Consider the following 24,730-nt stretch of genomic DNA (forward strand, 5'->3'; position numbering starts at 1 on the left):
CCCCTCGGACGGGGGACGCGCGATCGGTCACCGAGCGCTCTCCTGCTGTTCACGTCGATCGGCCGGCAGGCCCGCGCCTGCTTGGATGGACGCCATGCAGCACGGGGACGAGCACGCGCCGGGCGGTCGACGACACCCAGCGCGGGCGATCGTCCTCGTGATGGCCGAGTACGGCGTCGGGGACTCGCCGCTCTGGTACCGCGGATCCTCCCAGGACGTCGGCCTGGTCGATCCGGACGCGGACGGCCTCGGCCTCAGCGCTGCCCTGCGGCACGACCTCGAGGCGTGGAACGACGTGTTCGACGCGCTGAGCGGGACGTCGTTCGAGTGGCCCTCGGCCGCCGTCCGTGACGCCCACCGGGTCGACGCGTTCACGCTCGCGAGCAGGGTGCAGCTCGAAGTCGGTGACGACGTCCACGTCTGGTGCGGTGCCGGCGGCGGAATCGACACCTTCCCGGTCGCGCACCCCGTCGTGGTGGCGCCCGCCGACCGCGTCGGCACCGAGGTCGAGTCCTGGAACGGCCGCCGCCGCGCCGAGATCATGTCCGCGCGCGCCGCCGGGCTCCGCGAGGGCACCGAACGCGCGATCGTCGGGTGGCGCGCGCTGACCGAGCGGGCCGGGGGTCCGTTCGGTGACGCGGGGACCCGAGCACTGGGACTCCGCACAGCAGCACGCATGCAGGCCGATGTCGGCGTCCGGGCGCAGGTGGTGTCCTTCGCGGGCGCGAGCGGACCGTACACCCTCGCCGACGTCGACTGAGGTCCAGATCACACCCTCCGCTGCGAGGATGGGCCCATGAGCGTCATGGTCTCCCTCTTCGATGCGCACCGCACCCGCACCAGCGAGAAGTACACGGCCTACCCGCCGGACGTGCTGCCGATGTTCGTCGCGGAGATGGACAGCATGCTCGCCGAACCCGTGCGGGACGCCCTCGTGGCCGCGGTCACGAACGGCGACACCGGGTACGTCGGGCACGGCCGGGCGCTTCCCGAGGCGTTCGCCGACTTCGCCGAGGCCCGCTGGTCGTGGCGCCTCGACCCGGACCTCGTGCGGACCACCACGGACGTCTCGGTGGCTGCGGTGGAGACGCTCCGCCGGGTCATCGAGCCCGGGGACCAGGTCGTCATCATGCCGCCCGTGTACCCGCCGTTCTGGGAGTACGTCGCCGAGGCCGGCGGCTCCGTGACCGAGGTCCCGCTGCTCGCACCCGAGGGCACCGCGGACCCGTTCGACACCACGGCCGGGTGGCGGATGGACCTCGACGGGATCGGCCGGGCGTTCGCGGACGGAGCCCGGACGGTGCTGCTCTGCAACCCGCACAACCCCCTCGGACTCGTCCACACCCGGGAAGACCTCGCCGCCCTCGCCCGACTCGCCGCCGAGTGGGACGCCGTGGTCGTCTCGGACGAGATCCACGCGCCGCTCGTGCACGCGGACGCGACGTTCACGCCCTTCCTCGACTCGTGCCCCGAGGCAGCGGAGCTCGGGGTCACCCTGACGAGCGCGAGCAAGGCGTGGAACCTCGCGGGGACGAAGTGCGCCCTGATGGTCGGCGCCTCCGACCGCGCCCGCGCCTGGTTCGACGGCATGCCCGGCGAGGTGGTCGAGCGCACCGGGATCCTCGGGTACACCGCGAGCGTGGCGGCGTTCAGCGAGGGCGGACCCTGGCTCGCGTCGCTGCTGACCGAACTCGCCGCGAACCGCCGCACCCTGGCCGAGCGACTCGGCGACGTGCTGCCCGGCACCGGGTACCGGCAGCCGCAGGCGTCCTACCTGGCGTGGCTCGACCTGCGAGCGCTGCCGTGGGGTGACGACCCCGCAGCCCTCCTCGTCGACGAGGCGAAGGTCGCGCTCGGCAGCGGACCGGACTTCGGACGCCAGGGGGTCGGGTTCGCGCGACTCAACTTCGGGTGCTCGGCGGAGACCCTCGACGACGGACTCAGCCGCCTGCACACCGCGTTCGAACGACGTGCAGGAGGCTGATCCGCGGTCCTACTCGAACAGCTGCCAGGCCGGCTTGTTCGCGTACGTGTACGTGTAGTAGTCGGCGAGCTTGAGGCCCGCCGCGGCTTCCTCGTCGACGACGACGGTGGCGTGCTCGTGCAGCTGCAGCGCGGACCCGGGGACGAACGACGACAGCGGCCCCTCGACCGCGGCGGCCACGGCGTCGGCCTTCGACGAGCCCTGGGCGACGAGGACGAGCTCACGGGCCTCGAGGATGGTGCCGAGCCCCTGCGTCATGCAGTGCGTCGGGACCTGGTCGAGGCTGTCGAAGAAGCGGGCGTTGGCCTCGCGCGTGGACGGGGCGAGGGTCTTGATGCGCGTGCGGGACGCGAACGACGACGTCGGCTCGTTGAACCCGATGTGCCCGTTCGCGCCGATCCCGAGGATCTGCACGTCGACCCCGCCGGCGGCACGGATCGCGGCGTCGTACTCCTTCGCCGCGAACTCGAGGTCGGACGCGCGGCCGTCCGGGACCCGCACGCGGGAGGGCTCGAACCCGAGCGGCTCGATGACGTCGCGCTGGATCACCGAGGCGTACGACTCGGGGTGCTCGAGCGGGATGCCGACGTACTCGTCGAGGGCGAACGCGCGGGCCTCGGCGAACGAGATCTCCCCCGCGTCGACACGACGCTGCAGGTCGGCGTAGATGCCCTGCGGGCTGGACCCGGTGGCGACGCCGATGACGGCGGACGGCTTCTTCGCGACGACGGAGGCGATCTTGGCCGCGGCGACGCGACCGACCTCAGCCGGCGTGGGCAGGATGATGATCTCCACGGGGACAGCCTACTGGTCATGACCAGTCCGCGACAGGGCCCCGTGTCGGTAGCGTGGCGGCATGCCCACGCCTGACTTCGTCCTGTCCCTCCGCTCGAAGATCGGGAACGAGCCGCTCTGGCTCACCGGGGTCACCGCCGTCGTGACGCGCGGCGAGGGTCCGGACCGTGAGCTCCTCGTCGTGCGCCGGGCCGACAACCACGCGTTCACGCCGGTCACCGGCATCGTCGACCCCGGCGAGGAACCCGCGGTCGCCGCCGAACGCGAGGTCCTCGAGGAAGCCGACGTCGTCGCCGTCGCCGAGCGCCTCGCGTGGGTGCAGGTGCTGCCGGAGATGACGTACCCGAACGGCGACCGGGCGCAGTACCTCGACCTGGTGTTCGCCTGCCGGTACGTCTCCGGGGAGCCCTTCCCCGCCGACGGTGAGAACACCGAGGCCTTCTGGGCGCGGCTCGACGCGCTGCCGGAGATGCCCGCGACCATGCGGGCGCGGATCGAGGCGGCCCTGTCCGACGACCCGGCCACGCGCTTCCAGCGCTGACCCGCGGGACGGGACGGGAGGCGCGGTGCGGGCCCGCACCGCGCCTCCCGTCCGGCAGCGCGCAGCCGAGTCTCGAGCAGACGGACAGTTTCGCGGTCGGAGCGTCGCGGAACCGTCCGCCCAGCCGAGACTCGGTCTCGCCGGGGCGGCTCGTCGCGTCTACGCGAGCGGGGCGACCGCCACGGGCGCACCGAGCAGGCGCACGGCGACGGACTCGCCGGCCGCACGACGGTCGCCGACCTCGTGCTGCACCGTCACCACGGTGTCGTCGTCGAGCCGGACCGTGGTGCGCCGGATCGACCCGAGGAAGCTCGAGGCCACGACCGTGCCGGTGACGCCCTCCGAGGCGAAGGCGACGTCCTCCGGGCGGACGTAGGCGAGCACCGGGCCGTCCGGCACCGAGGCGTCGAGCGCCGGGACGCTGAACCCGTAGACGAACACGTCACCCCCGCGCAGGTCCCCGCGGAGCCGGTTCGACTGCCCGACGAAGTCCGCCGTGAACGCCGAGGACGGGGACCGGTAGAGCTCCTCGGGCGTGCCGATCTGCTCGATGTCGCCGGCGTTCATCACCGCGATGCGGTCCGAGACGGCGAGTGCCTCCTCCTGGTCGTGGGTGACGAACACGGTCGTGATGCCGAGGTCGCTCTGGATGCGGCGGATCTCGTCGCGGAGGGACACGCGCACCTTGGCGTCGAGCGCGGACAGCGGCTCGTCGAGCAGGAGCACACGGGGCCGGGTGACCAGGGCCCGGGCGAGGGCGACGCGCTGCTGCTGGCCGCCGGAGAGCTGGTGCGGGTAGCGGTCGGCGAACTCGGCGAGGTGCACCATGTCGAGCGCGTCGATGACCTGCTCGCGGCGCGCGGCGGCGGGGACCCGGCGCATCTCCAGGCCGAACGCGACGTTCTGCCGCACGGTCATGTGCGGGAACAGCGAGTACTGCTGGAACACCATGCCGATGTCCCGCTTGTCCACCGGGGTGCCCGCGACGTCGACGCCGTCGATGCGGATGGAGCCGGCGTCGATGGCCTCGAGGCCGGCGAGCGCCCGGAGCGCGGTCGTCTTGCCGCAGCCCGAGGGCCCGAGCAGCGACACGAACTCCCCGGGTTCGATGCGGAGCGACAGGCCGGCGAGGGCACGGTGCGCGCCGTAGTGCTTCTCGACGCCGTGCAGCTCGACGGTCGCGCCGTCGGTGGCGAGCGATGCCGGGGCGGCGGGGGCGGTGACGGTCATGCGGACTCCTTCGGGGCACGGCGACGGCGGGAGCCGACCCGGCCGATGACGACGAGCAGCACGAATCCGAAGACGAGTGCGCCCAGCGAGAAGATCGCGGCGACGTAGGGGTCGGTCGACTGCACGAGCAGGAGCGCCGTCTGGAACGTCGTGCGGGAGAGGAACGAGGCGAGGGTGTACTCGCCGAGGACGACCGTGATGGTCAGGAAGCAGGCGGCGGTGATGCCGCGGCGGAGGTTCGGCAGGAGCACCCGCCACGTGACGGTCCACCACGACGCGCCGAGCGACCGGGCGGCCTCGGAGAGCACGGCCATGTCCATCGCGGTGATGGCCGCGGCGATCGGTCGGAACGCGAAGGGCAGCGAGACGATGCCGATCGCGAACGACAGGGTCCACGCGCCCGAGCCGAAGACCTGGGCGACGACCTGGTACACGGGGATGAACCCGACGACGAGGACGACCACGGGGACGGTGATCGGCACGATGCACACGAACTCGAGGACCCGACGGAGCCGCGGGTACCGCAGGGCCGTGATGATCTGGGCCGGCAGCAGGACGAGCAGCACGATCCCCACGGTGATGAGCGCGATGAGCAGGGATGCCCCGAGGCCGTCGAACACCGGCTGGTAGGTCGCGGCGTTCACCGGGTCGACGAGTGCGCCGTAGTGCGCGAGCGTCAGGCTGCCGTCCGTCCCCTGGCGGAAGGTGAACTGCGCGAGGGCGACGAGCGGGACGGCGAACACGAGGCCGACCACGACGAGCACGATCGCGGCGGTGACCCGTGACGGGGCCGCGCCGAAGCGGCCGGGGCGAGCCGCGCCTCCTGGCCGACGACGAGACGACGAGCGCGACGGGCGCGACCCACGCGACGGACGCACTGGGGCAGCCGCGCTCATCGCTGCCACCTCGACGCCCGGCGCTGCAGCAGCGAGTACGCGCCCATCACGACCGCCATCACGACGACCATGCCGAAGGCGAGCACACCGGCGACGTTCTGCAGTCCGATGATCGTCTCGCTCGTGAGCTGCGTGCGGATGGTGAGCGGCACGATCCCGCCCTGGGAGATCAGGGCCGCCGCGGTGGCGAACGACGAGAACCCGTTCGCGAAGAGGAGCAGCAGCGATCCCCAGAACGCCGGCGCGAGCACGGGCAGGCCGATGCGGCGCCAGTACGTCGCGCGGGAGGCGCCGAGGGTGGCGGCGGCTTCACCCCACTGGGTCTTGACGCCTTCGAGGGCGGGCATGAACGTGAGGACCATCAGCGGCACCTGGAAGTAGACGTAGGGGATGACGAGCCCGGGGACCGTGTAGAGGAAGGTGCCCTCGGCGTTGAGGTCGATGTGGAAGACGGACACCAACCACGTCGTGACGAGGCCCTGCGCGCCGATCGTGGCGATGAACGCGAACGCGAGCATGACGCCGCCGAACTGGGCGAGGACGCTCGCAGCGGAGTCGATCACGGACCGGACGAGCCCGTCGGGCCGGAGCGCGGCGAGCGCCCAGCACACGATCGCCCCGACGACGGCACCGATCACGGCGGACACGGCCGACAGGGCGAACGAGCCGCCGAAGGCACGGATGACCGACGGGTCGGCGAACGCGGCGAGGTTGGCGAACGTGAACGCGCCGTCGCTCGTGAAGAAGCCGCTGCTGATCGCGACCACCGCGGGGACGGCCAGGAACAGCAGGACGTAGGCGGCGAACGGGGTGAGGCCGAGCCACGCGATGCCGCCGCGGCGCCGGACACGGGGTCCGGCGACGCGGCGGGCGGTGGCATCCGCCGGCTGCTCGCTCGTGACGAGCGTCGCCCCGGCGACCGGTGCCGATGCGGTGGTGCCCGCCGCTGAGGCGGGCACCCCCGGTGCCGATGCGGTGGTCATGCTGCTCAGGAGCCCATCGTCGAGGCCCACTTCGCCGACAGCACCTTCGCCGCGGCGGTGACCTGCTCGTCGGTCAGCTCGACGTAGTCCTTCGGCGCGCCACCAGCGGCGTCGAGGGCGTCCTGGTCGACCTTGCCCGACTTCTCGAGCGCGGCGAGGGTGGACGGGAAGGCGCCGGCCTGGAGGTACAGGTTCTGCACGTCCGGGCTGGCGATGTACTCCTGCCAGAGGCGCGCGGCCGCGGGGTGCGGGGCGTCCTTGTTGATCGCCTGCGAGTAGTACGAGCCGAGGGCCTGGCCCTCGGGGACGACGGTCTTCCAGTTCTTGTTCCCGCTCGCGCCGGCCGCCGGACCCCACGCGAGGTTGTTGTAGGACCACTGGATCACGACGGGCGTCTCGCCCGAGGCGACGGTCGCCTGCGACGGCAGCACGTTCTGGAAGTTGCCCGCCTGCTTCAGCTTGCCGAAGTAGTCGACGCCCTTCGTGATGTCGTCGGCCGAGCCGCCGTTCTCGAGCGCCGCGAGGTACACGGCCGACGCGGCCTGGTTCGCCTGCGTCGGGTCGCCCGCGATCGAGACCTTGCCCTTGTACTCGGAGCCGAGCAGGTCGTCCAGGTCCTTCGGGGCGTCCGTGATCTTCGACGAGTCGTAGCCGATCGACATCAGGCCCGTGTAGTCGCGGGTCCAGGCGCCGTCCTCGTCCTTGAGGTCCGAGGGGATGTCGCTCCAGTTCGCGACCTTGTAGTCCGTCAGCAGGTCGAGGTTCTGCTGCAGCACGGCGTTGCCGAGGTCGAGCACGTCCGGTGCCGTCGACTGGCCCTTCTGCGACTTCACCGCGGCGACCTCGTCGGCGCTCGAGCCGTTCGGGTTCGCGGAGGTGATCTTGATGCCGTACTTCTTGGTGAAGCCGTCGATGATCTTGCCGTAGTTGGCCCACGACGGCGGCAGCGCGATGACATTGAGCTGCCCCTCCGCCTTGGCGGCCTTCACGAGGGCGTCCATGCCACCGGCGGACTCGGCGCTCGTGGCGGTCTTCCAGTCGGTGCCGTCCTTGGTCGTGCTGGCGGAGCTCGTGGCCGAGCAGCCGGCGAGGGTGACGATGGCGGCGGCGGCCAGGGCGATGCCGGCGAGGGTGCGCTTGTGCTGCACGGGGTGTGCCTTTCGGGTGCTGTGATGCGTCGGGGTGGACCGGGGTCCGGGTCCTGGACGATCGTGGACGCGTCCGGTTTCCGGCCAGTGCTGCGGTGGTGAACGGCGGCGGAACAGCCGGTTCGCCTGTACGGTTTCGCTTGTCGGCACAGGCGCCGGCACCGGCGTCGGCCCGCATCGGGCCGGCCCGTCCAGCCCGGTTCAGTCCAGGAGGCACGGATGCAGTTCACGACGACCGTCCTGCAGGCGCGGAAGACGGCGACCGGTCTGCCGGTCCCGTCCGACGTCGTCGACGCGCTGGGCGCGGGGCGCCGCCCACCCGTCGTGGTCACCCTGAACGGCGCCTACACGTACCGGTCGTCGATCGGCGTGATGGACGAGCAGTCCCTCGTCCCGCTGTCGGCGGAGCACCGTGCCGCCTCCGGGGTCGCGGCCGGCGACACCGTCGAGGTCACGATCGAGGTCGACACGCTGCCCCGCGTCGTCGACCTGCCGGAGGACCTCGCGTCGGCACTGCAGGACGCCGGGGTCCGAGCGGCCTTCGACACGCTGTCGAACTCGCGGCAGCGGGCCCTCGCCGACCCGGTCGTGCAGGCGAAGGCGCCGGAGACCCGTGCGCGTCGGATCGCGAAGGCCGTCGAGTCCCTGCGCGGGGAGGCGCCGGGGCGTACCTGACCGTTTCGGGCGTACCTGGTCAGAAGTTTCGGGCAGGTACGACCGAAAGCACCATGTACCGCGTTCGTTACGCGCCGAGCTCCACCAGCACGCGCGGGATCTCCGTCACGAGCTCGCTCGCCAGGTAGCCGAGCGGCCCGACCTGCACGGCGAGGCGGTCGCCAGCCGCCGCGTGCACGTACGACGCCCACGCCACTGCCTGCGCCGGATCGGCACCGCGAGCGAGCAGACCGGTGACCGCCCCCGACAGGACGTCCCCGCTCCCGCTCGTCCCGAGCCCGCCGGAACCGGTGCCCTTCAGCCAGCTGCGCCCGTTCGGTGTCGCGATGGCGTCGCCGAGGGCCACGACCGCACCGAACCGCTGGGCGATGACCATCGCATCGGCCACGTCGTCTCCGCTGCCGTCGCGCCCGAGCAACCGTTCGGCCTCGCCGGAGTTGGGCGTCATCACCAGGCGGCCGCGCAGGGGCGCCAGTCGGTCCCGGACATCGACGGCCACGCCGAGGGCGAAGGCGTCGAGCACCACCGTCGTCCGGGCTCCGACCGCGTCCGCGAGCCCGGCGACGAGGTCACGGGTCCCGTCCGGCGCATCGAGCCCCGGGCCGATCAAGACAGCGTCGGCGCTCGCAGCGGGCTCCTCGATCCCCTCGATCGCGCCGACGGCGATGTGTCCGTCCGGGTCCTCGTCGAGGGGTTCGACACCGGACTCGGGCACCGCGACGGCGACTTCGTTCGCGATGCTCCTGCCGACCGCCAGCGTGAGCCGGCCTGCACCGACCCGCAGTGCGGCGAGCGCCGAGAGCATCGCCGCGCCCGGTGTACGGGCGGCGCCGCCGATGACGAGCACCTGCCCGCGGCCGTACTTGCCGGCGCCCGCGTCGGGGAGGGGCCAATCCCGCAGGAAGTTCGGGGTGACGGGTTCAACGGACATCTTCGTCGTCCTTCCTGCCGGTGTGTGCGGTGACCTCGTCGTCATCGAGGTGTTCGACCGACGAGAACTCCTCGAGCATCCACGGCGCCCCGGCGTGCTCGCGCCGGACTCGTGTGAGCGAGGCGTTCGCGACCGCGTGGGTCCGCGCGAAGTCCATCAGGGCTGGTTCGTCGAGGTCGAGGCACACCGCCACGACCATCATGACCACGGCGTCGTGCGCAGCGATGACGAGGCGTTCGGTGCCCTCGAGGCGCTCGACGTCGGCGAGGGCGGAGCGGAGCCGGAGCATCACGTCTGCCCAGGACTCACCGCCCGCCGGACGGTGGTAGAACTTGCCGAGCCACTGTCGACGGCGCTCCTCGTCCGGGTGACGGTTCCGGACGCCCTGCAGGGTGTGCAGGTCGAGGACCCCGAGCTCGCGGTCGCGGAGGCGCTCGTCCACGCGCTTCGGAGGCTCGGTCTGTCCGGCGGCGGCCAGCGCGATCTCGATCGTCTGCTGTGCGCGCAGGTACGGCGACACCCACAGCGCCACGGGGACGTCGTCGATGCCCCGATCGACGAGTTCCTGTCCGAGGGACCGGGACTGGTCCTCGCCGAGGGGGCTCAGCGGGACGTCGGCGTCACGGTAGGGCACGTCGATCAGGTCCTCGCCCGCTGCCTCGGCGCGCGCCGCGGCGACGTTGGCGACCGATTCACCGTGACGGACGAGCCAGATCTCCTGCACTGCCATGCGGCCACGCTAACCAGGCCGCACTGAGCCGACTCACCGCATCGGCGTCGTCGCGGGGTGTCGAGCGCTCCGCACCGGTCGGACCGCACACGGGAGGCCGGCGGCACGGAACCGGAGTGCCAGCGCGTCGAGGTCGAACAGCTCGCGCCACTCGACGCGGAGCACCGTGCGGACGCCCGGCACCGTGAGCAGGCGGGCGTGACGACGTTTCTCGTCGATGAACACCTCGGTCTGGTCGCGGCCCCCGAGGTACCGCTCCTGCGTGTACTTCGCACGCCCGTCGATCTCGACGATCACCCCCTCGTCCGGGAACCAGAAGTCGACGACGGACCGACGACCACCGATCACGAACTCCTGCTGCAGCACGGGCACGGGGAGCCCGAGCTCGCGGAAGACCACACGTGCGAGGGACTCCGCCGGGGAACCCGATCGTCCGTCTGCGAGCTCGACGACCTGCGCAGCCCGGGCCCGTCCCCGAGCGCTCGGGTGCAGCGCTCGCCACAGGTCCTCTCGTCGGATGCCGCGGCGCAACGCTGCATCGGCGACGACGACTCCGGCCCGCAGGTCGTCCGTCATCGCGATGTCGATGACGGTTCGTGGAATCGTGGTGATCGCGAGGTCGCCCGCTCGGGTCCGTTCGGTGTCGGACACCGGCCGGGTGTGCAGGACCAGTTCGGAGGTCCGGGCGCGGTACATCGACTCCGGCACGGTCGCGTGGACCGGGATGCTCCACCCGCCGAGCGGCGGCAGCCCGTGCACTGCGGCTGCGGATGCGTGGGAGACGGTCGCCCGGCTGCCGAGTCGACCGAGCCGCGCGTACACGCGGGTCACGTACCGCTGCCGGGGCCGTGCAGCCGTGTCCGGCGGCGGAGGGTGCTGGCGTCGAGGCCGGCTTCGCGCGTGGTGGAGGCCCGCAGGATGGGCAGCGGTTCGTTCATGGACGAGACGATGCCCGCCAGCCACGCGCAAAGCGGTCCGATCTCGTCAACTGTTGACGCGCCTCCAGGCCCACGCTGTTGTGGAGGACCAACGTTCTTTCCCAGGACGGACGCGATCCCTGACGGAATCGGGCGTACCTGGTCAGATCTTTCGGCCAGGTACGCCCGATTCGACCACCTACGCCCGGAACGACCAGGCCAACCCGCAGCACGGCGCCGGACGGAACGCACCCGTGTCCCGTCCGGCGCCGCGGTCCTCCGCGCGCGAGCCCGCTGCCTCAGGCCCGACGCACCCGGAGGGTCACGATCTCGAAGGGCCGGAGCGTGAGCACGACCGGCTCCCCCGACTCCCACGAGTCCCCCAGCGGGCGTTCCAGCAGGTCCACCGCCGCCACCCCGGCGACGTCGAACCCGAAGTCGACGCCGACGTCGGCCGCGCGACCGCCCGACGCCTCGTAGAGCCGCACGACGACGTCACCGGAGCGGTCCTCGGCGAGCTTCACCGCCTCGACGAACACCTGCGGCGACGACACCGTCACGAGCGGGTCGACCGTGGTCGTCCCCTCCACCGTGCGCACCGGCAGGTTGAGCCGGTACCCGGCATCGGCGGCGTCGAGCACCGAGGCGCCCACCCGCAGCACCGTCCGGAACACGTGGTGCCCCTGGTCGGCGTGCGGGTCCGGGAACGTCGGGGCCCGCAGCAGCGACTCCCGGACGAGCGTCGTGGTGCCGCCGTCGGCCCGGGTGCTCCGGGTGATGTCGTGTCCGTAGGTGGAGTCGTTCGCGACGGCGACGCCGAACCCGGGCTCGGCGACGTGCACCCAGCGGTGGGCGCTCGTCTCGAAGCGGGCCATGTCCCACGAGGTGTTCTGGTGGGTCGGTCGGTCGATGTGGCCGAACTGGATCTCGCTCGAGGCCGAGGCCGCGCGGACGTCGAGCGGGAACGCGAGCTTGAGGAGCTTCTGGCGCTCGTGCCAGTCGACCTCGGTCACGATCGTCAGCTCGGACTGGCCGGCGACGGCGGAGTACCGGGTGGTGATCGACGACGACCCGAAGGAGCGCTCGACGACGAGTTCGTCGCCGGACACCTCGACCGAGGACGCCTCCAGCACCGTGCCGCTGCGCTGGTAGGCGCGGTCGATGTCCCACGCCTCCCACTGGTTCGGGGTGTCACGGAACACGGTGTACTCCGCGGCGGCCGCACCCGGGGCGACGGCGTCGCGTCCGGACGCGTGGTCGACGAGCGACACGACGTGACCGGCCGCGTCGATGGTCGCCGTGATGACACCGGTGTCGAACACGAAGCGGTCGCCGTTCCGGACGGGAGGCACGGCTCGCGGTTCGTCGCCCAGCGAACCACCCAGGGCGGTTGCGCCTCCAGCCGCGACCGGCGAGGCGTTGAAGCGCACGACGTTCCCGGTCGAGCCGCTGCCGCCGACGGCGTCCGCCCCCGACGGTGCGTCCAGCAAGGCGCTCCCACCGCCGGCCCGGGCGGTGGACGACGCACCGACCCCGGCGAGCGCCGCGGCACCGCCGTTCGCGAGCGCCGTCGTGGCGTTGCCGATCAGGCCCTCGAGCACACGGGCGACCTCGGCGTAGTTCGCCTCGGCGTTCTCGTAGACCCAGGCGATCGAGGAGCCGGGCAGGATGTCGTGGAACTGCTGCAGGAGCACGGTGTGCCAGGCCTGCTCGAGCTCCTCGTACGGGTAGTCGAGCCCGAGTCGGACGGCGGCGGTGGACGCCCAGAGCTCGGCCTCGCGGAGCAGGTGCTCGGAGCGCCGGTTGCCCTGCTTCGTGCGGATCTGGGAGGTGTAGGTGCCGCGGTGGAACTCGAGGTACATCTCGCCCGACCACACCGCCGGCGTCGGCAGTGCGGCCTCGATCTCCTCGAAGACCTGCGCCGGGGTGCCGAGGTCGACCCGCGGGGACCCGTCGAGGTCGTGCTGGCGTCGGGCAGCGGCGACCATCTCGCGGGTGGGTCCGCCACCGCCGTCGCCGAAGCCGTAGAGCAGCATCGAGGTGTTCGCGACGCCGCGCTCCTTGTTCTGCCGTTCGCCGCGGTGCAGGTCGGCGGGTGAGACGTCCGAGTTGTAGGTGTCCGCCGGGGGCAGGTGCGTGAGGACCCGGGAGCCGTCGATGCCCTCCCAGTGGAACGACGTGTGCGGGATGACGTTCGTCTCGTTCCACGAGGGCTTCTGCGTGACGAACCACTTCGAGCCGGCGGCGCGGACGATCTGCGGCAGGGCTCCGGAGTACCCGAACGAGTCCGGGAGCCACGCCTCGGGGGTGTCGATGCCGAACTCCTCGAGGAAGAACCGCTTGCCGGCGACGAACTGCCGCGCGAGGGCCTCGCCGCCGGGCAGGTTCGTGTCCGACTCGACCCACATGCCGCCGACCGGGATCCACCGGCCCTCGGCGACCCGTTGCTTGATGCGGGCCCAGATCGACGGGTAGCCGTCCCGGATCCAGGCGTACTGCTGCGCCGAGGAGCAGGCGAACGTGAAGTCGGGATCGCGGTCCATCATGTCGAGCACGTTCGAGAAGGTGCGGGCGCACTTCCGGATGGTCTCGCGCACCGGCCAGAGCCACGCCGAGTCGATGTGCGCGTGGCCGACGGCGATCGCCCGGTGCGCGGCAGCGCTGGCCGGCACGGCGAGGACGGGCGCGAGGACCGCTCGTGCGTCGGCGGCCGTCCCGGCGACGTCGTCCGGGTCGAGGGCGTCGGCGGCGCGTTCGAGCACGCGCAGGACGTCCGCGCCGCGGGTGCCGTCGGTGGGCAGCTCGGCCATCAGGCCGCGGAGGACCCAGAAGTCCTGCTGGAGCTCCCACACGGTGTCGTCCCGCTCGACGATCTCGAGCGCCTTCACCTTGTAGATCGGCTTCGTCCCGGCCGTGGAGCGCGACCCGAGCGGCGTCGCCCCCTGGAACGAGTCGCCGCCGATGTCCGGGTTCGCCGCGGCCTCGACGTAGAGCTCGAAGGACTCACCGGGCCCGACCTCGAGCGGGACGGTGTCGTTCTTCGGCTCGATGCCCTTGACGGTCGTACCGTCCGGCCGCCACGCGAGCCCCTCGGCCTGGAACCCGGGGTGGCGCTTCGTGAAGCCGAGGTCGACCCGGAGCTCCGCCGTGGTGCCCGGCGCCGTCCCGAAGTCCTCCGGCACGGTGCCGCGGATCCGGAACCAGGTGGTCCCCCACGGTCGGCCGCCCCAGGAGCCGCCCACCGTGAACGGCTCGTAGTCGGCAGCCACCGCGACGTCGAACGGGACCGGTTCGTCCGGCACGGTCCAGGCGGCGATCTCCACCGGTGCGGACCGGCGCAGGACGGCGGGGTCGATGCGGTCCCGGACGAGCCGGGCGATGCGGGCTTCGACGAGGGGTTCGTCGTGGTGCATGGAGGTGGTTCCTTTCCAGCAGGGACGGGTGTCAGCCCTTGATGCCGCCGGCGAGGGCGTTGCCGCCGCCGAGGCCTCGGGACACGACCACGTAGAGGGCGATGACGGGCACGGAGTAGATGATCGAGAAGGCCGCGAGCTGCCCGTACGCCACCGCCCCGTACTGCCCGAAGAAGTTGAAGATGCTCACCGCGGCGGGCACCTTGTCGGGCGAGAGCAGCAGGACGAAGGGGACGAAGAAGTTCCCCCAGGCCTGGATGAACACGAAGATGAACACCACGGCGATGCCCGGGCGCATGAGCGGGATCACGATGCGCGTCAGGGTCGTCATCATCGAGGCGCCGTCGGTCCACGCCGCTTCCTCGAGGGAGATCGGCACCGAGTCCATGAAGTTCTTCGCCATCCAGATCGCCATCGGCAGCGAGGTGGCGGCGAGGAAGAAGATGCAGCCCCACACGTTGTCGATGAGGTTGAGCGACACGAACAGCGCGTAGACCGGCACCATCATGGCGGTGATCGGCAGGCCGGTGCCGAACAGGATCCCGTACAGGAACGGCTTGTTGACGCGCATCTTGTAGCGGGACAGCGGGTAGGCGGCGAGCAGCGCGAACACCACGGTGACGAGCGCCGTGCCGCCGGAGATGAGCAGGCTGTTCGCGAGCGGGATGAACGACAGCTCCGGGGTGAGGACCTTCGTGAAGTTGTCGAGCGTGAACTGCGACGGCACCTTCACCGACAGGGACGCGTCGGGGTCGACCGAGGCGAGCACGAGCCAGAGCAGCGGCACCGCGAAGCACACCGCGATGACGAGCAGCACGATGTTCGACACCCAGCGCATGGTCCGACCCCGCGGGGAGGTCATGTGCAGCGAGCCCGGGGCGGTCACCGAACGGGTGGTGGTCTGGTCGAGGGACGGGGCTGTGATGGCCATCAGTCCACCTCCGGCTTCAGTGCCTTGATGTAGATGATCGAGAACACCGCGCCGACCACGAGCAGGATCGTCGCGATCGCCGTCCCGAAGCCGAGCTGCGAGAACTTGAACGCCTCTTGGTAGGCGAGGATCGGCAGCGTGGACGAGTCCGTCCCGGGGCCGCCGGCGGTCATCACGTAGATGAGGGTGAACACCGACAGGGTCTGCAGCGTCGTCAGCATGAGGTTCGTCGAGATCGACCGACGGATGACCGGCAGCGTGATGTAGACGAGGCGCTGCCACCCGGTGGCGCCGTCGACCTCGGCGGACTCGGTGATCTCCTCGGGGACCTCCTGCACGGCGGCGGAGTACACGAGCATCGAGAACGCGGTGCCGCGCCAGATGTTCGCGAGGATGACGGCGAGCATCGGGTACGTGTAGAGCCAGTTCGGCCCGTTGATGCCGATCGACGCGAGGAACTCGTTGAGCGTCCCCTTGTCGTTGAAGAACGCGTAGGCCGCGAACGACGCCACGATCTCGGGCAGCACCCACGCGGCGACGACGAACGTGCCGACGACGGCGCGGACGACCTTGTGGGCACTGCGCATGAGGAGCGCCAGCGCGAGGCCGAGCACGTTCTGCCCGACCACGGCGGAGGCGAGCAGGAAGACGATGGTGAGGATGACGGACTTCGGGAAGTCCGGGTCCTGGAACAGCTCGACGTAGTTCTTCAGGCCGACGAACTGCTGGTCGGCGGCGCCGACCCCGGTCAGCGCCGAGTTGGTGAACGACCCGTAGAACGAGGAGATGACCGGGCCGAGCAGGAAGATGACGAGCAGGACGACGGCGGGGAGGAGCGGGACCGCTCGTCCCACGTTCCGCAGGGGCTTCCGCTTGCGCGGGACCGGCGGATCGGTGCGCTTGGGCGCACCGGGCGCCGACAACGTCGGCGCGAGGGGAGTGCTGGACACAGTGGTTGCCTTCCGGGTGCGGAGGGGGTTCCGAAGGTGGGTGGGGTCGGACGGGAGGCGCGGCGCACGACGCGAGCCGCGCCTCCAGTCCGTCAGGTGGTGCCGTCCCGTCAGCCGGAGACGGTGTTGTCCTTGCCGACCACCTGTTCGACGGACTTGTCGTACGCGGCGGCCGCCTGCTTCGGTGTCTGCTGCCCGGTCATGACCGACTCCATCGCCACCTGGATGGCGTTGGACACCTGGGAGTACTCACTCGTCGCCGGGCGGAAGTTCGTGTGCTCCACGAGCCCGGAGAAGAACTTGAACGTCGGGTTGGACGCGTCGTACGTCGGGTCCTCGGCGACGTCCTTGCGGACGGCGATCTGGCTGTTCTCGATGTCGTACTTCAGCGAGCCCTTCTGGTTGAGGAAGGTCGAGATGAAGTCGAACGCGGCCTGCGGGTTCTTCGAGTTCTTGCCGACCGCGAGGGTCCAGCCACCGGACATCGAGTTGTAGCCCGGCTCCTGGCCGTTCTGCGTCGGCATCGGCGCCTGGCCCATCACGTCCGACCACTCGGGCCACGGCGCGGTGCCGGACTTCAGCCACGTCCCCGACTGCCACGACCCGTCGAGGTCGATCGCGAGCTGGCCCTTGGGGAGCCACGTCTGCGCGATCGTGGTGCCGACCTGGCTGTCGAGTGCCTGCTGCGGTGTCGGGCCGAGGCCGCCCTGGTAGACGTCCTTGATGAACTGCAGCGAGTCCTCGAACTGCTTCGAGCCGGTGACCCACTTCTTGTCCTTGTAGAGCGTGTTGCCGGAGCCGTCCGCGCCGTACAGGAGCATCTCGAAGCCCTGCATCGTCGACGCCTCGCCCTGGGGCTTGCCGGAGTAGACGTTGAACGGGATGACGCCCGGGTCCTTCTCCTTGATGGTCTTCGCGGCCGCGAGGACGTCGTCCCAGGTCTTCGGCTGCCACGGGACGGGCAGGCCGACCTTCTTGAAGATGTCCTTGTTGTACCAGAGGGCCCGGGTGTCGGTGCCCATCGGGATGCCGTAGGTCTTGCCGTCGACGCCTTCACCGGCCTGCTTGGCGTTGTCGTAGAACTGGCTCCAGTCCTTCCACTTCGCCGTGTACTTGTCGAGCGGCAGGAGGTAGCCGGCCTGTGCGTCGGCCTTGATGAGGAAGGTGTCCTCGTACATGACGTCCGGTGCGGTCGCCGGCGCCTTGTTCATGAGCGCGAGCTTCGTGTAGTAGTCGTTCTCCTGCGCCTGGATCGGCACGAGTTCGACCTTCTTGCCCGGGTTCTCCTTCTCGTACTCCTTCTTGACGACCTTCATCTGGGCGTCGAGCTGCTGGAAGGCACCGAACTTCTGGTACGCGATCTTGATGGTGTCGCTCGAGGCAGAGCCTGAGCTGGAACAACCAGCCAGACCGACCGCGGCGACTGCCACGGCTGCGAGTCCGGCGATGATTCGGGTGCGGCGTTTCATCGGTGCTCCTTTGCACGGGATGTTCGCGGGCTCCGTCACCCGCGCGCAGGATTACTCCACCGTATTTACTTATCCGTGTCAAGAGTCGGTCCGTGTCGATTCGGTCACGCTCCCGGACCGCTCAGACCGGAGTGGCACCGCCCGTGACCGTGATGCCGCCGGTCGCCGGGACGTCGACGAGCAGCACGCTCGGCCGTCCGACGTGCCGGCCCTGCCGGATCACCACGCGGTCACCGGGCTGCACGGCCCCGATCTCGCGCAGGTAGGCGCCGGTCGACGCTGCCGCCGAACCGGTCGCCGGGTCCTCGGTGATCCGGCCGGCCGGGAAGAGGTTGCGCGCCTCGTACTCCAGCGCGCCGGTGCGGTGCAGGACCGTGACCGTCCCCGCCCAGCCGGCCTCGCGCTTGAGGGCCGCGAGGGGCTCCGGGGCGAAGCGGAACTGGTGGAACAGCTCGACGTCGGCGAGCACGATCACCGGGTGCCAGTTGCCGGCGAAGGACTCGAGCACCGGGAAACCCGCCGCGACGTCGTCGACCGTCAGGCCGAGCAGGGCGAACAGGCGGTCGCGGAGGTCGGGGTCGAGCGGCCGGGACGCCGGCTGGACGCTCGTCATCGCGACCTGCACGCTGCCGTCCGGAGCGGTCGTGGCGTCGAGGGCGATCTCCCCCGCGGCGGTCGTGAACACCCGGCGCCCGAGGCCCTCGCGTTCGGCGAGCACCACCGCCGTGGCGATCGTGGCGTGGCCGCAGAACGGGACCTCGGCCGCCGGCGAGAAGTACCGCAGGCGCGGGCCCGTGGGGGTCTGCCCGGTGACGAAGGCGGTCTCGGGGTACCCGACCTCCTGCGCGATCGCGAGCATCTCGTCGTCGGAGAGGTCGGCCGCGTCGAGCACGATGCCGGCGGGGTTGCCGCCACCCGGCTCGGCGGCGAAGGCGGTGTACCGGAGGATCTCGTTGTGCACCATGCGACCGTACCGCCGCGGGCGCGTGGGCCTCGCGGGCCGATCGCGGGCGCGTGGCTCGCGGGCGCGTGGCTCGCGGGCGCGTGGCTCGCGGGCGTCGGGGCTCGCGTGCGCGCGTTCGTGAGCAGGAATGGTCGGGTCCGCACCACGAACCCGACCATTCCTGCTCACCGGGTCACTCCGAGGCGGGGGTCCCCCTGCGCCGGCGGAGCACGAGCACGCCCGCACCGGCGGCCAGGAGCAGGAACGCCGCCACGGCGCCGACCCCGAGACCCTCGGCACCCGTGAACGCCAGCGCGCCGGTCACGGGGTCGATCGTGATCGTGGTCCAGCCCAGCACCGTGCCGTCCTCGGCGGTCACCACGATGCGGTGTTCGCCCGCGGGGGCGTCGGCCGGGATGGTCGCCGTGACCGTGCCGTCCGCCGCGACCGTGGTGGTCCCGAGCAGCGTCGGCGTGGAGAACATCCAGACGTGCACCTGCTGCCCGGCGTACCGGGTACCGACGGCGATCGTGATGGTCTCGCCGGGGCGTGCCTTGGCCGGGGCGGTGAGCGTGCCGCGGTTCGCCTCGGTCAGGGACGACTCGGACGGTGCGACGGGCGCACCCGAGGGCGAGGCGCCCGCTCCGGGGGTGGAGCCACCCGGCGCGGTGTCGCCCGGGGCGGGCGTCGACCCGCCACCCGGCGTCGGGACCGGGGTCGGCGTGGTGCCACCGTCGCCCGGCGTGCCACCGTCGCCCGGCGTGCCACCGTCGCCCGGCGTCCCGCCATCGCCCGGCGTCCCGCCATCGCCAGGCATCCCACCGTCGCCCGGCGTCGACGAGTCGCACGGGTAGGTGCCCGTCCGGAGCGAAAACCCGTCCGTGTCGTTGTCGTCGGCGTAGAAGGTCGCCCGCGAGCCACCACTGCAGACACCCGAGATCGCGAAGCCCTCGTTCGCCAGCGTCCGGTCGGCGTTCGACGGCGCCTCGTACACGGTCGTCGCCGCGAAGGCCCCGTCGGCCACCTCGTACAGCGCCGTCCGGCCGGAGCACGCGTCGTCGCAGACCACCCAGAGTGCGTCGAGCGTCGGGTCGAACTGGACGTCCGCGACGACGGAGAACGGCGTCGCGATCGTGGCCACCCGCTGGAAGGCGCCGTCGGACATCAGGGCGTACGCGTACACGCTGGCCGTGCCCTCGACACCGACGAAGAACAGCCCGTCGCCGTGTCCGGTGTAGGTCGCCGGCGTGTACGCGGCGCCGGTGTGCTCGTCCGCGAAGCCGTGCGCGGTGAGCCAGGAGTCCGGGATCCAGGTGACGCCCTCGAGGCCCGCGTTCGCGCCGAGCCCGGGGAAGTCCGCCGCGAGGTTCCACTCGTCGGTGGCGTCCAGCGTCGACTGGGAGCCGTCGGTGGTGGCGAAGCGCAGGACGGCCGGGCGGCTCGTGGACGACACGTCGTTGTTCCGCTCGGTCGAGACGTAGACCGCGCCGGGGTCGTCGGACGTGACGGTGACGCCCTCGGCATCCGGGGTGCCGGAGCCGTCGGCGTAGTGCAGTTCCGTGCCGTCCGCGTTCGAGGGCGCCCATCCGCCCGCACCGTCGGACACGAGGTGGTAGAGCAGCCCGTCTCCGTTCTGCACGGCCCAGAGCTGCCCGGCGGCCGAACCCGAGGTCGTCCAGTCGATGCCGCTCAGGTCACCGGTGAAGGTGTCCTCGTCGTCGAGCACCCGCTCGTCCGGACCACCGGGCCACGCCTCGGCGGTGACCACCCCGGCGAACCGGTTCGCGGCGCCCTTGGTCGGCGCCGAGGTCTCCGCGAACGCGCCGGTGCCGTCGGGGTTCCGGCCGTACGTCGTCGCGGCGTGCGCGCTCCACGTGTACGAGTCGACGACGTCGCCACGAGGATCGAAGACCCGCGCCGAGTCCGCCTTGCCCAGCCCGAACCCGAAGTCCTGCTCGTCGAGGACGGTGAAGCCGCCCGGTGCGACGGTCGTCCCGGTCGGGATCGTGTACGCGTGCGTGTCGTCGCTGTCCCGGAACACGTACCCACCGAGGTCGACCGTGGTCGTCCCGACGTTCGTCAGCTCGACCCAGTCGCCAGGGGTCCCACCGTCGGACTCCACCTCGTTGATGCGCACCGGCGAGGAGCAGTCGTTCGCCGCACCCTTCGTCGACGCCGTGGTGTCCACGAGTGCGCCGGTCCCGTCCGGGCAGCGCCCGTACGTCACCGCGGCGTGCGCCGTCCACGAGTACCGCAGCACGAGGTCGCCCGCCGGGTCGTAGACCCTGGCGGTGTCGGCGCCGCCGAGCCCGAAGTCGAAGCCGGGAGCGGTCGCCGACACCTGGTCGATGACGAAGTACCCGCCGGCGCCGATGGTCGAACCGGCGGGCAGGACGTACGCCTCGTGCGAGCTGTCGTCGTCGAGGAACGCGTACCCGGACAGGTCGATCGCCGCCGACGAGGTGTTCCGCAGTTCGACCCAGTCGGTGTCGTCGCCGTTCGACTCGACCTCGTTCACGACGAGTCCGTTCGGGCTCGCGGCGCCCACGGACGGGTCGTCGTCACCGACGGCAGCGGAGGCGGGCGACGTCGTCAGCACGCCGGCGGCGACGACGAGGGCGGCGGCGACGGACGCGCCGAGGCGAAGAGCACGGGGATGCATGCAGAGTCCTTCTCGGGAGTTCGGGGGGGACCTGCACGACTGTTCAGCATCCTGGCATCCGGCCGGTGGCGGCGAGGTGAACGACGGGTGTCGCGCGCGACACGGGGAACGGCACCGTGTGCCGGACGGGAGGCGCGGGCCGGGCCCGCACCGCGCCTCCCGTCACGGGCTGGTCGCGACCGACCTCCGTCAGCGACGGATGAGGAGTGTGCTCGCCCGCGGCGACAGCGCCGCGTCGAGGACGAGGCAGGCCGCGCCGACCGCGGCCACGTCCGCTCCGCGACCGCTCTCGGTCACGACGACGGGGTGCTTCGGCACGAGCAGCGGCGAACCGACGATCGCCTCGCGCGCAGCGGGGAGGGCCGCGCTCGCGATCCGCGACCAGAACGGGCCGCCGAACACGACGCGGTCGATGTCGAGCAGGTTGACGATGAGGACGACCGCGTTGCCCATCACCGTCCCCGCCTCGGCCGCGAGTCCGACGGCGACCGGGTCCCCGGCGTCGATCGCCGCGCCGAGCGCGTCCCAGGCACGGTCGACCGCGGCGACGTCCGCGGGTGCGCCGCCGAGCGCGAGCCCCCGGGCCTGCGCGATGTGCACCAGGCGGTCCGGTGCCACCGCCGCGCCGACCTCCCCCCGCGTGCCCTCGCCGTCCGGCGTCCCGGCGAGCGAGCCCTGGTCGACCATGATGTGCCCGGCGTCACCGGCGTTCGACCCGACCCCGCGGACGGGCTCGTGGTCAACGGCGAGGCCCACGCCGAAGCCGGTGCCGAAGTACACGAAGGCGAAGTTCCGCGCGGAGGACTCCCCGGCGAGGAACATCTCCCCCACCACGGCCGCCGTGACGTCCTTCTCGAGGAGGACGGGGTACCCGGTCGCCTCGGCCAGCGCGTCGCGCAGGGGGACGTCGCGCCACCGCGGCAGGAAGGGCGGGTCGAGCACAACGCCGGCGTCGACGTCGATGGGTCCGGGGCTGGCGATGCCGACCCCGAGCACGGCCTCGACGTCGACGCGCGCCCCCGAGACGAGCTCGTCGATCGCCGTCGCGATCGTCCGGACGACCTCGGACGGGTCGTCCGCGGTCGGGGTCGACGTGGTGCTCGACGCGACCACGGTGCCCGCGAGGTCGAGCAGCACGTAGGTCACGACGGCGGGGTCCACGTGCACCCCGACGGCGTAGCGGCTGCCGGCCTCGAGCCGCAGGATCGTGCGGGGCTTGCCGCGACCGGACACGACCGTGCCCGACTCGGCGATCATCCCCGCCTCGATGAGGAACCGCGTGACGTTCGACACGGTCTGCGCGCTGAGGCCCGTACGGGAGGCGAGCTCGACGCGGCTCAGCCCGTCCGGCGAGCGGCGCACGGCGTCGAGCACCACCGTCCGGTTGAACCCGCCGATCGACGGGAGGTTCGCCCCGCGTCGATGCTCTGCCATGCCGCGACCATACCGCGCTGTCACCGCTCGGCGAGCACCGCTTCGCGGAGGACCACGGCGAGACGCTCGGAGAACTCGAGCGTGATGTGTTGGCCGTCCTTCCGGATCAGGACGTCGTCCGCGAGGACCGGGCAGCGGCCGTCGACGCAGTACCAGCCGCTCGAATCGACGAAGTCCACGCCCGGCCGGGACTCGGCGACTCGACGCTCGGCAGCGGCTCCGAGCTGGTACGCGTCCGACAGCTCCGAGGTGCACGCGTCCGGCCCGTTCAGCCGCAACGCCGCACACTGCGACGGGTCCCCACCCCCTGCGGCACCGCGGCGACGAAGACGACCCGGGCGCCCGATCCGGCGACGGCGTCGACGAACCGACCGGCGGCGGCTTCCCACTCGCGCGCAGCCTCGGGCAGACTCGGGCGCCCGACGAGCTGCGCGACCCCGTCGTACCCGTGGGTGACGACCACGATGTCCGGCGTCGTCTCGTTGATCTCGTCGATGGCAGCTGTCCGTTGCTCATTGCACCGCCTGCGATCGTCGTCCGACTTCCCGCGCACGGCGATGTCGAGCATCGGACAGCCGCTGGCGGTCAACCCGCGCACGATCGAGTCATGTCCGAAGGCCCCGACAGCCGCGGGCATCAGGGCGACCCCTACGGAGCTCCCCACGACCGTGACCTGTCGGACGGGATCATCCGCCGCGAAGCGACACGGCCCGGGATCGCCGATGACAGTCCGGTCGCACGCCTCGTACCCTTGCGGCGGCCCCGGCACCAGTTCGTCCAGCGCCGGGGTGAGTCCGACCGGCCACTGCTCCGACCGGAGACCACTCCCGAGCGCGGCACCGAGGGACCGCGGGGTCCAGGGTTCGGCGACCGCGCTGTCCACCCCGTCGCCGACCCGCTCGGTCTGCGGGGTCGGGGCTGCCGTGAACGTACCCGTCCCGAACGCCACCACCGCGAACGCCGCGACCGAGGCGACGACGCGGACGGTCGCACCGGCTCGGAGTCCGACCCGCATCGCCGGGAGTTCCACCCAGCGGCGTGACAGTCCGCCGAGGACGAGCCCGACGAGGACGGCCGCGCTCCCGGCGACCACCCGCTGCTCGGGGAAGACGTACGTCGCTGCGACGATCGCCGGGAAGTGCCAGAGGTAGATCGAGTACGACGCTTCACCGACCCACTGCACCGGGCGCCACCGGAGGACAGGGAGCGGAGGGAGCCCCTGCCCGGAGACGAGCACCACGATCGTTCCCACGACCGCCAGGACCGCGTCGGGGACCGGGACGGCATCCGCACCAGGGGCGGTGAGGGCGGCGACCCCGATGATCCCGAGCCCGGACAGGACGCCGCCGACGCGGATGCGGGCCGGCACGCGCTGCGTCCGCGCACCGACTGGGACCGAGAGTGCTCCGAGGGCGGCTCCGGCGGCCAGTTCCCAGAGACGCGATCCCGTGTCGAAGTACGAGGCTGCTGGCGCGGTCGTCCACGCCGACGCGGCCCAGGCCACGGACGCGACGAGCACGAGCACCGAGGCCGCGACGGCGATGCGTCGGACCGAGACGGCGTCGGGTCGACGGAGCGATCGCCAGAGGACCGCCACGAGCAGCGGGAACACGACGTAGAACTGGAGCTCGACACTGAGCGACCAGAAGTGCTGGAGGGGGGACGTCGACGACGCCGACGCCCAGTAGTCGGCGTCACGGCCGAGGAACACCCAGTTCACGATGCCGAGCGCGGCCGCTCCCGAATCGCGCAGGACGGACGCGGCGAGCGGCTGGCGGAGCGCGGCCACAGCGCCGATCGCCACGACGGCGAGGGTCAGCACCGCTGCCGGGAACAGCCGCCAGAAACGCCGGCGGAGGAAGCCGCCGAGTGCGAAGCGTCCGGTTCGCACCCGTTCGGACACCATCGATCGCGCGAGCAGGTACCCGGAGAGCGCGAAGAACACGTCGACGCCGACCCACCCACCGATCGGGACGCCGAACGCGTGGACGCCGACGACGAGCAGGACGGCGACTGTCCGCAACGCGGTGAGGTCGTGGCGGATCCGTCGATCGAAGGTCATGATGTTGAGATATTACATGTCATGCGTTGGGATCGG

The 24,730-nt window shown here is 71.7% G+C and carries 21 protein-coding genes; 4 read left to right on the forward strand and 17 right to left on the reverse strand.

Going from position 1 to position 24,730, the window contains the following annotated elements; genetic code table 11:
• The first annotated feature begins 94 nt into the window (after nucleotides 1-94).
• Both QE359_RS01845 and QE359_RS01850 read left to right on the forward strand, forming a co-directional pair.
• On the forward strand, nucleotides 95-760 hold the full coding sequence (locus tag QE359_RS01845; protein ID WP_309777182.1) for a hypothetical protein: 666 nt from the start codon (nucleotides 95-97) through the stop codon (nucleotides 758-760).
• Between the two features lie 36 nt (nucleotides 761-796).
• Entirely contained in the window at nucleotides 797-1,984 is a 1,188-nt protein-coding gene (locus tag QE359_RS01850) for an aminotransferase class I/II-fold pyridoxal phosphate-dependent enzyme (protein WP_309777183.1), read from the forward strand.
• A gap of 9 nt (nucleotides 1,985-1,993) precedes the next feature.
• Here QE359_RS01850 and nagB read toward each other — a convergent pair whose 3' ends face one another.
• Nucleotides 1,994-2,779: a glucosamine-6-phosphate deaminase gene (gene nagB, locus QE359_RS01855; protein WP_071302113.1), complete on the reverse strand. Its 786-nt coding sequence runs from the start codon at nucleotides 2,777-2,779 to the stop codon at nucleotides 1,994-1,996.
• A 61-nt stretch (nucleotides 2,780-2,840) separates the two neighbouring features.
• Here nagB and QE359_RS01860 point away from each other — a divergent pair, with 61 nt between their 5' ends.
• Nucleotides 2,841-3,320, forward strand: coding sequence for an NUDIX domain-containing protein (locus QE359_RS01860; protein ID WP_309777185.1), 480 nt, complete (start codon nucleotides 2,841-2,843; stop codon nucleotides 3,318-3,320).
• Nucleotides 3,321-3,479: 159 nt separating this feature from the next.
• Here QE359_RS01860 and QE359_RS01865 read toward each other — a convergent pair whose 3' ends face one another.
• The 4 genes from QE359_RS01865 to QE359_RS01880 are packed head-to-tail and all read right to left on the reverse strand — an operon-like array spanning nucleotide 3,480 to nucleotide 7,577.
• Nucleotides 3,480-4,550: an ABC transporter ATP-binding protein gene (locus QE359_RS01865; protein ID WP_309777186.1), complete on the reverse strand. Its 1,071-nt coding sequence runs from the start codon at nucleotides 4,548-4,550 to the stop codon at nucleotides 3,480-3,482.
• A complete protein-coding gene (locus tag QE359_RS01870; protein ID WP_309777188.1) occupies nucleotides 4,547-5,446 on the reverse strand; it encodes an ABC transporter permease subunit in 900 nt (299 codons plus the stop codon). Before QE359_RS01870 ends, QE359_RS01865 begins: the two co-directional genes overlap by 4 nt.
• Nucleotides 5,443-6,429, reverse strand: a complete 987-nt coding sequence (locus QE359_RS01875; protein WP_309777190.1) for an ABC transporter permease subunit — start codon at nucleotides 6,427-6,429, stop codon at nucleotides 5,443-5,445. The genes QE359_RS01870 and QE359_RS01875 overlap by 4 nt, the downstream gene beginning before the upstream one ends.
• A gap of 5 nt (nucleotides 6,430-6,434) precedes the next feature.
• Nucleotides 6,435-7,577, reverse strand: coding sequence for an ABC transporter substrate-binding protein (locus QE359_RS01880; protein WP_309777191.1), 1,143 nt, complete (start codon nucleotides 7,575-7,577; stop codon nucleotides 6,435-6,437).
• 219 nt (nucleotides 7,578-7,796) lie between these two features.
• Between QE359_RS01880 and QE359_RS01885 the strand changes: the two genes are divergently transcribed.
• On the forward strand, nucleotides 7,797-8,252 hold the full coding sequence (locus QE359_RS01885) for a YdeI/OmpD-associated family protein (RefSeq protein WP_309777193.1): 456 nt from the start codon (nucleotides 7,797-7,799) through the stop codon (nucleotides 8,250-8,252).
• A gap of 67 nt (nucleotides 8,253-8,319) precedes the next feature.
• Here the strand turns inward: QE359_RS01885 and QE359_RS01890 are convergent, their stop codons facing one another.
• The 12 genes from QE359_RS01890 to QE359_RS01945 all read right to left on the reverse strand — a co-directional run bounded on the left by QE359_RS01890 (nucleotide 8,320) and on the right by QE359_RS01945 (nucleotide 24,694).
• Nucleotides 8,320-9,183, reverse strand: coding sequence for an NAD(P)H-hydrate dehydratase (locus QE359_RS01890; protein WP_309777196.1), 864 nt, complete (start codon nucleotides 9,181-9,183; stop codon nucleotides 8,320-8,322).
• On the reverse strand, nucleotides 9,173-9,913 hold the full coding sequence (locus QE359_RS01895; RefSeq protein WP_309777197.1) for a histidine phosphatase family protein: 741 nt from the start codon (nucleotides 9,911-9,913) through the stop codon (nucleotides 9,173-9,175). The genes QE359_RS01890 and QE359_RS01895 overlap by 11 nt, the downstream gene beginning before the upstream one ends.
• Before the next feature lie 33 nt (nucleotides 9,914-9,946).
• The gene (locus QE359_RS01900) at nucleotides 9,947-10,744 is read right to left on the reverse strand and encodes a hypothetical protein (RefSeq protein ID WP_309777198.1); all 798 of its coding nucleotides are present in this window, start codon (nucleotides 10,742-10,744) and stop codon (nucleotides 9,947-9,949) included.
• A gap of 385 nt (nucleotides 10,745-11,129) precedes the next feature.
• The gene (locus QE359_RS01905) at nucleotides 11,130-14,243 is read right to left on the reverse strand and encodes a glycoside hydrolase family 38 C-terminal domain-containing protein (protein WP_309777199.1); all 3,114 of its coding nucleotides are present in this window, start codon (nucleotides 14,241-14,243) and stop codon (nucleotides 11,130-11,132) included.
• A 31-nt stretch (nucleotides 14,244-14,274) separates the two neighbouring features.
• A complete protein-coding gene (locus tag QE359_RS01910; protein WP_309780391.1) occupies nucleotides 14,275-15,105 on the reverse strand; it encodes a carbohydrate ABC transporter permease in 831 nt (276 codons plus the stop codon).
• Nucleotides 15,106-15,173: 68 nt separating this feature from the next.
• On the reverse strand, nucleotides 15,174-16,124 hold the full coding sequence (locus QE359_RS01915) for a carbohydrate ABC transporter permease (RefSeq protein ID WP_396127713.1): 951 nt from the start codon (nucleotides 16,122-16,124) through the stop codon (nucleotides 15,174-15,176).
• A gap of 110 nt (nucleotides 16,125-16,234) precedes the next feature.
• On the reverse strand, nucleotides 16,235-17,593 hold the full coding sequence (locus tag QE359_RS01920) for an extracellular solute-binding protein (protein WP_309777201.1): 1,359 nt from the start codon (nucleotides 17,591-17,593) through the stop codon (nucleotides 16,235-16,237).
• Nucleotides 17,594-17,714: 121 nt separating this feature from the next.
• Nucleotides 17,715-18,557: a PhzF family phenazine biosynthesis protein gene (locus QE359_RS01925; protein ID WP_309777203.1), complete on the reverse strand. Its 843-nt coding sequence runs from the start codon at nucleotides 18,555-18,557 to the stop codon at nucleotides 17,715-17,717.
• 172 nt (nucleotides 18,558-18,729) lie between these two features.
• The gene (locus QE359_RS01930; protein WP_309777204.1) at nucleotides 18,730-21,198 is read right to left on the reverse strand and encodes a lamin tail domain-containing protein; all 2,469 of its coding nucleotides are present in this window, start codon (nucleotides 21,196-21,198) and stop codon (nucleotides 18,730-18,732) included.
• Between the two features lie 189 nt (nucleotides 21,199-21,387).
• The gene (locus QE359_RS01935) at nucleotides 21,388-22,632 is read right to left on the reverse strand and encodes an ROK family protein (RefSeq protein WP_309777205.1); all 1,245 of its coding nucleotides are present in this window, start codon (nucleotides 22,630-22,632) and stop codon (nucleotides 21,388-21,390) included.
• 20 nt (nucleotides 22,633-22,652) lie between these two features.
• Complete coding sequence (locus QE359_RS01940) at nucleotides 22,653-22,910, reverse strand: SGNH hydrolase domain-containing protein (RefSeq protein ID WP_309777206.1); 258 nt, start codon at nucleotides 22,908-22,910, stop codon at nucleotides 22,653-22,655.
• On the reverse strand, nucleotides 22,901-24,694 hold the full coding sequence (locus tag QE359_RS01945; RefSeq protein ID WP_309777207.1) for an acyltransferase: 1,794 nt from the start codon (nucleotides 24,692-24,694) through the stop codon (nucleotides 22,901-22,903). The genes QE359_RS01940 and QE359_RS01945 overlap by 10 nt, the downstream gene beginning before the upstream one ends.
• Nucleotides 24,695-24,730: the final 36 nt, after the last annotated feature.

The organism is Curtobacterium sp. SORGH_AS_0776, from assembly GCF_031453355.1.
Lineage (GTDB): Bacteria > Actinomycetota > Actinomycetes > Actinomycetales > Microbacteriaceae > Curtobacterium.

Bases quoted from the DNA above. Each gene is read 5' to 3' on its own strand.
- QE359_RS01865 (WP_309777186.1), bottom strand. From the start codon at position 4,550: ATGACCGTCACCGCCCCCGCCGCCCCGGCATCGCTCGCCACCGACGGC.
- QE359_RS01890 (WP_309777196.1), bottom strand. From the start codon at position 9,183: ATGTCCGTTGAACCCGTCACCCCGAACTTCCTGCGGGATTGGCCCCTC.
- QE359_RS01850 (WP_309777183.1), top strand. From the start codon at position 797: ATGAGCGTCATGGTCTCCCTCTTCGATGCGCACCGCACCCGCACCAGC.
- QE359_RS01925 (WP_309777203.1), bottom strand. From the start codon at position 18,557: ATGGTGCACAACGAGATCCTCCGGTACACCGCCTTCGCCGCCGAGCCG.
- QE359_RS01875 (WP_309777190.1), bottom strand. From the start codon at position 6,429: ATGACCACCGCATCGGCACCGGGGGTGCCCGCCTCAGCGGCGGGCACC.
- QE359_RS01870 (WP_309777188.1), bottom strand. From the start codon at position 5,446: ATGAGCGCGGCTGCCCCAGTGCGTCCGTCGCGTGGGTCGCGCCCGTCG.
- QE359_RS01845 (WP_309777182.1), top strand. From the start codon at position 95: ATGCAGCACGGGGACGAGCACGCGCCGGGCGGTCGACGACACCCAGCG.
- QE359_RS01895 (WP_309777197.1), bottom strand. From the start codon at position 9,913: ATGGCAGTGCAGGAGATCTGGCTCGTCCGTCACGGTGAATCGGTCGCC.
- QE359_RS01885 (WP_309777193.1), top strand. From the start codon at position 7,797: ATGCAGTTCACGACGACCGTCCTGCAGGCGCGGAAGACGGCGACCGGT.
- QE359_RS01930 (WP_309777204.1), bottom strand. From the start codon at position 21,198: ATGCATCCCCGTGCTCTTCGCCTCGGCGCGTCCGTCGCCGCCGCCCTC.
- QE359_RS01860 (WP_309777185.1), top strand. From the start codon at position 2,841: ATGCCCACGCCTGACTTCGTCCTGTCCCTCCGCTCGAAGATCGGGAAC.
- QE359_RS01910 (WP_309780391.1), bottom strand. From the start codon at position 15,105: ATGACCTCCCCGCGGGGTCGGACCATGCGCTGGGTGTCGAACATCGTG.
- QE359_RS01920 (WP_309777201.1), bottom strand. From the start codon at position 17,593: ATGAAACGCCGCACCCGAATCATCGCCGGACTCGCAGCCGTGGCAGTC.
- QE359_RS01905 (WP_309777199.1), bottom strand. From the start codon at position 14,243: ATGCACCACGACGAACCCCTCGTCGAAGCCCGCATCGCCCGGCTCGTC.
- QE359_RS01935 (WP_309777205.1), bottom strand. From the start codon at position 22,632: ATGGCAGAGCATCGACGCGGGGCGAACCTCCCGTCGATCGGCGGGTTC.
- QE359_RS01945 (WP_309777207.1), bottom strand. From the start codon at position 24,694: ATGACCTTCGATCGACGGATCCGCCACGACCTCACCGCGTTGCGGACA.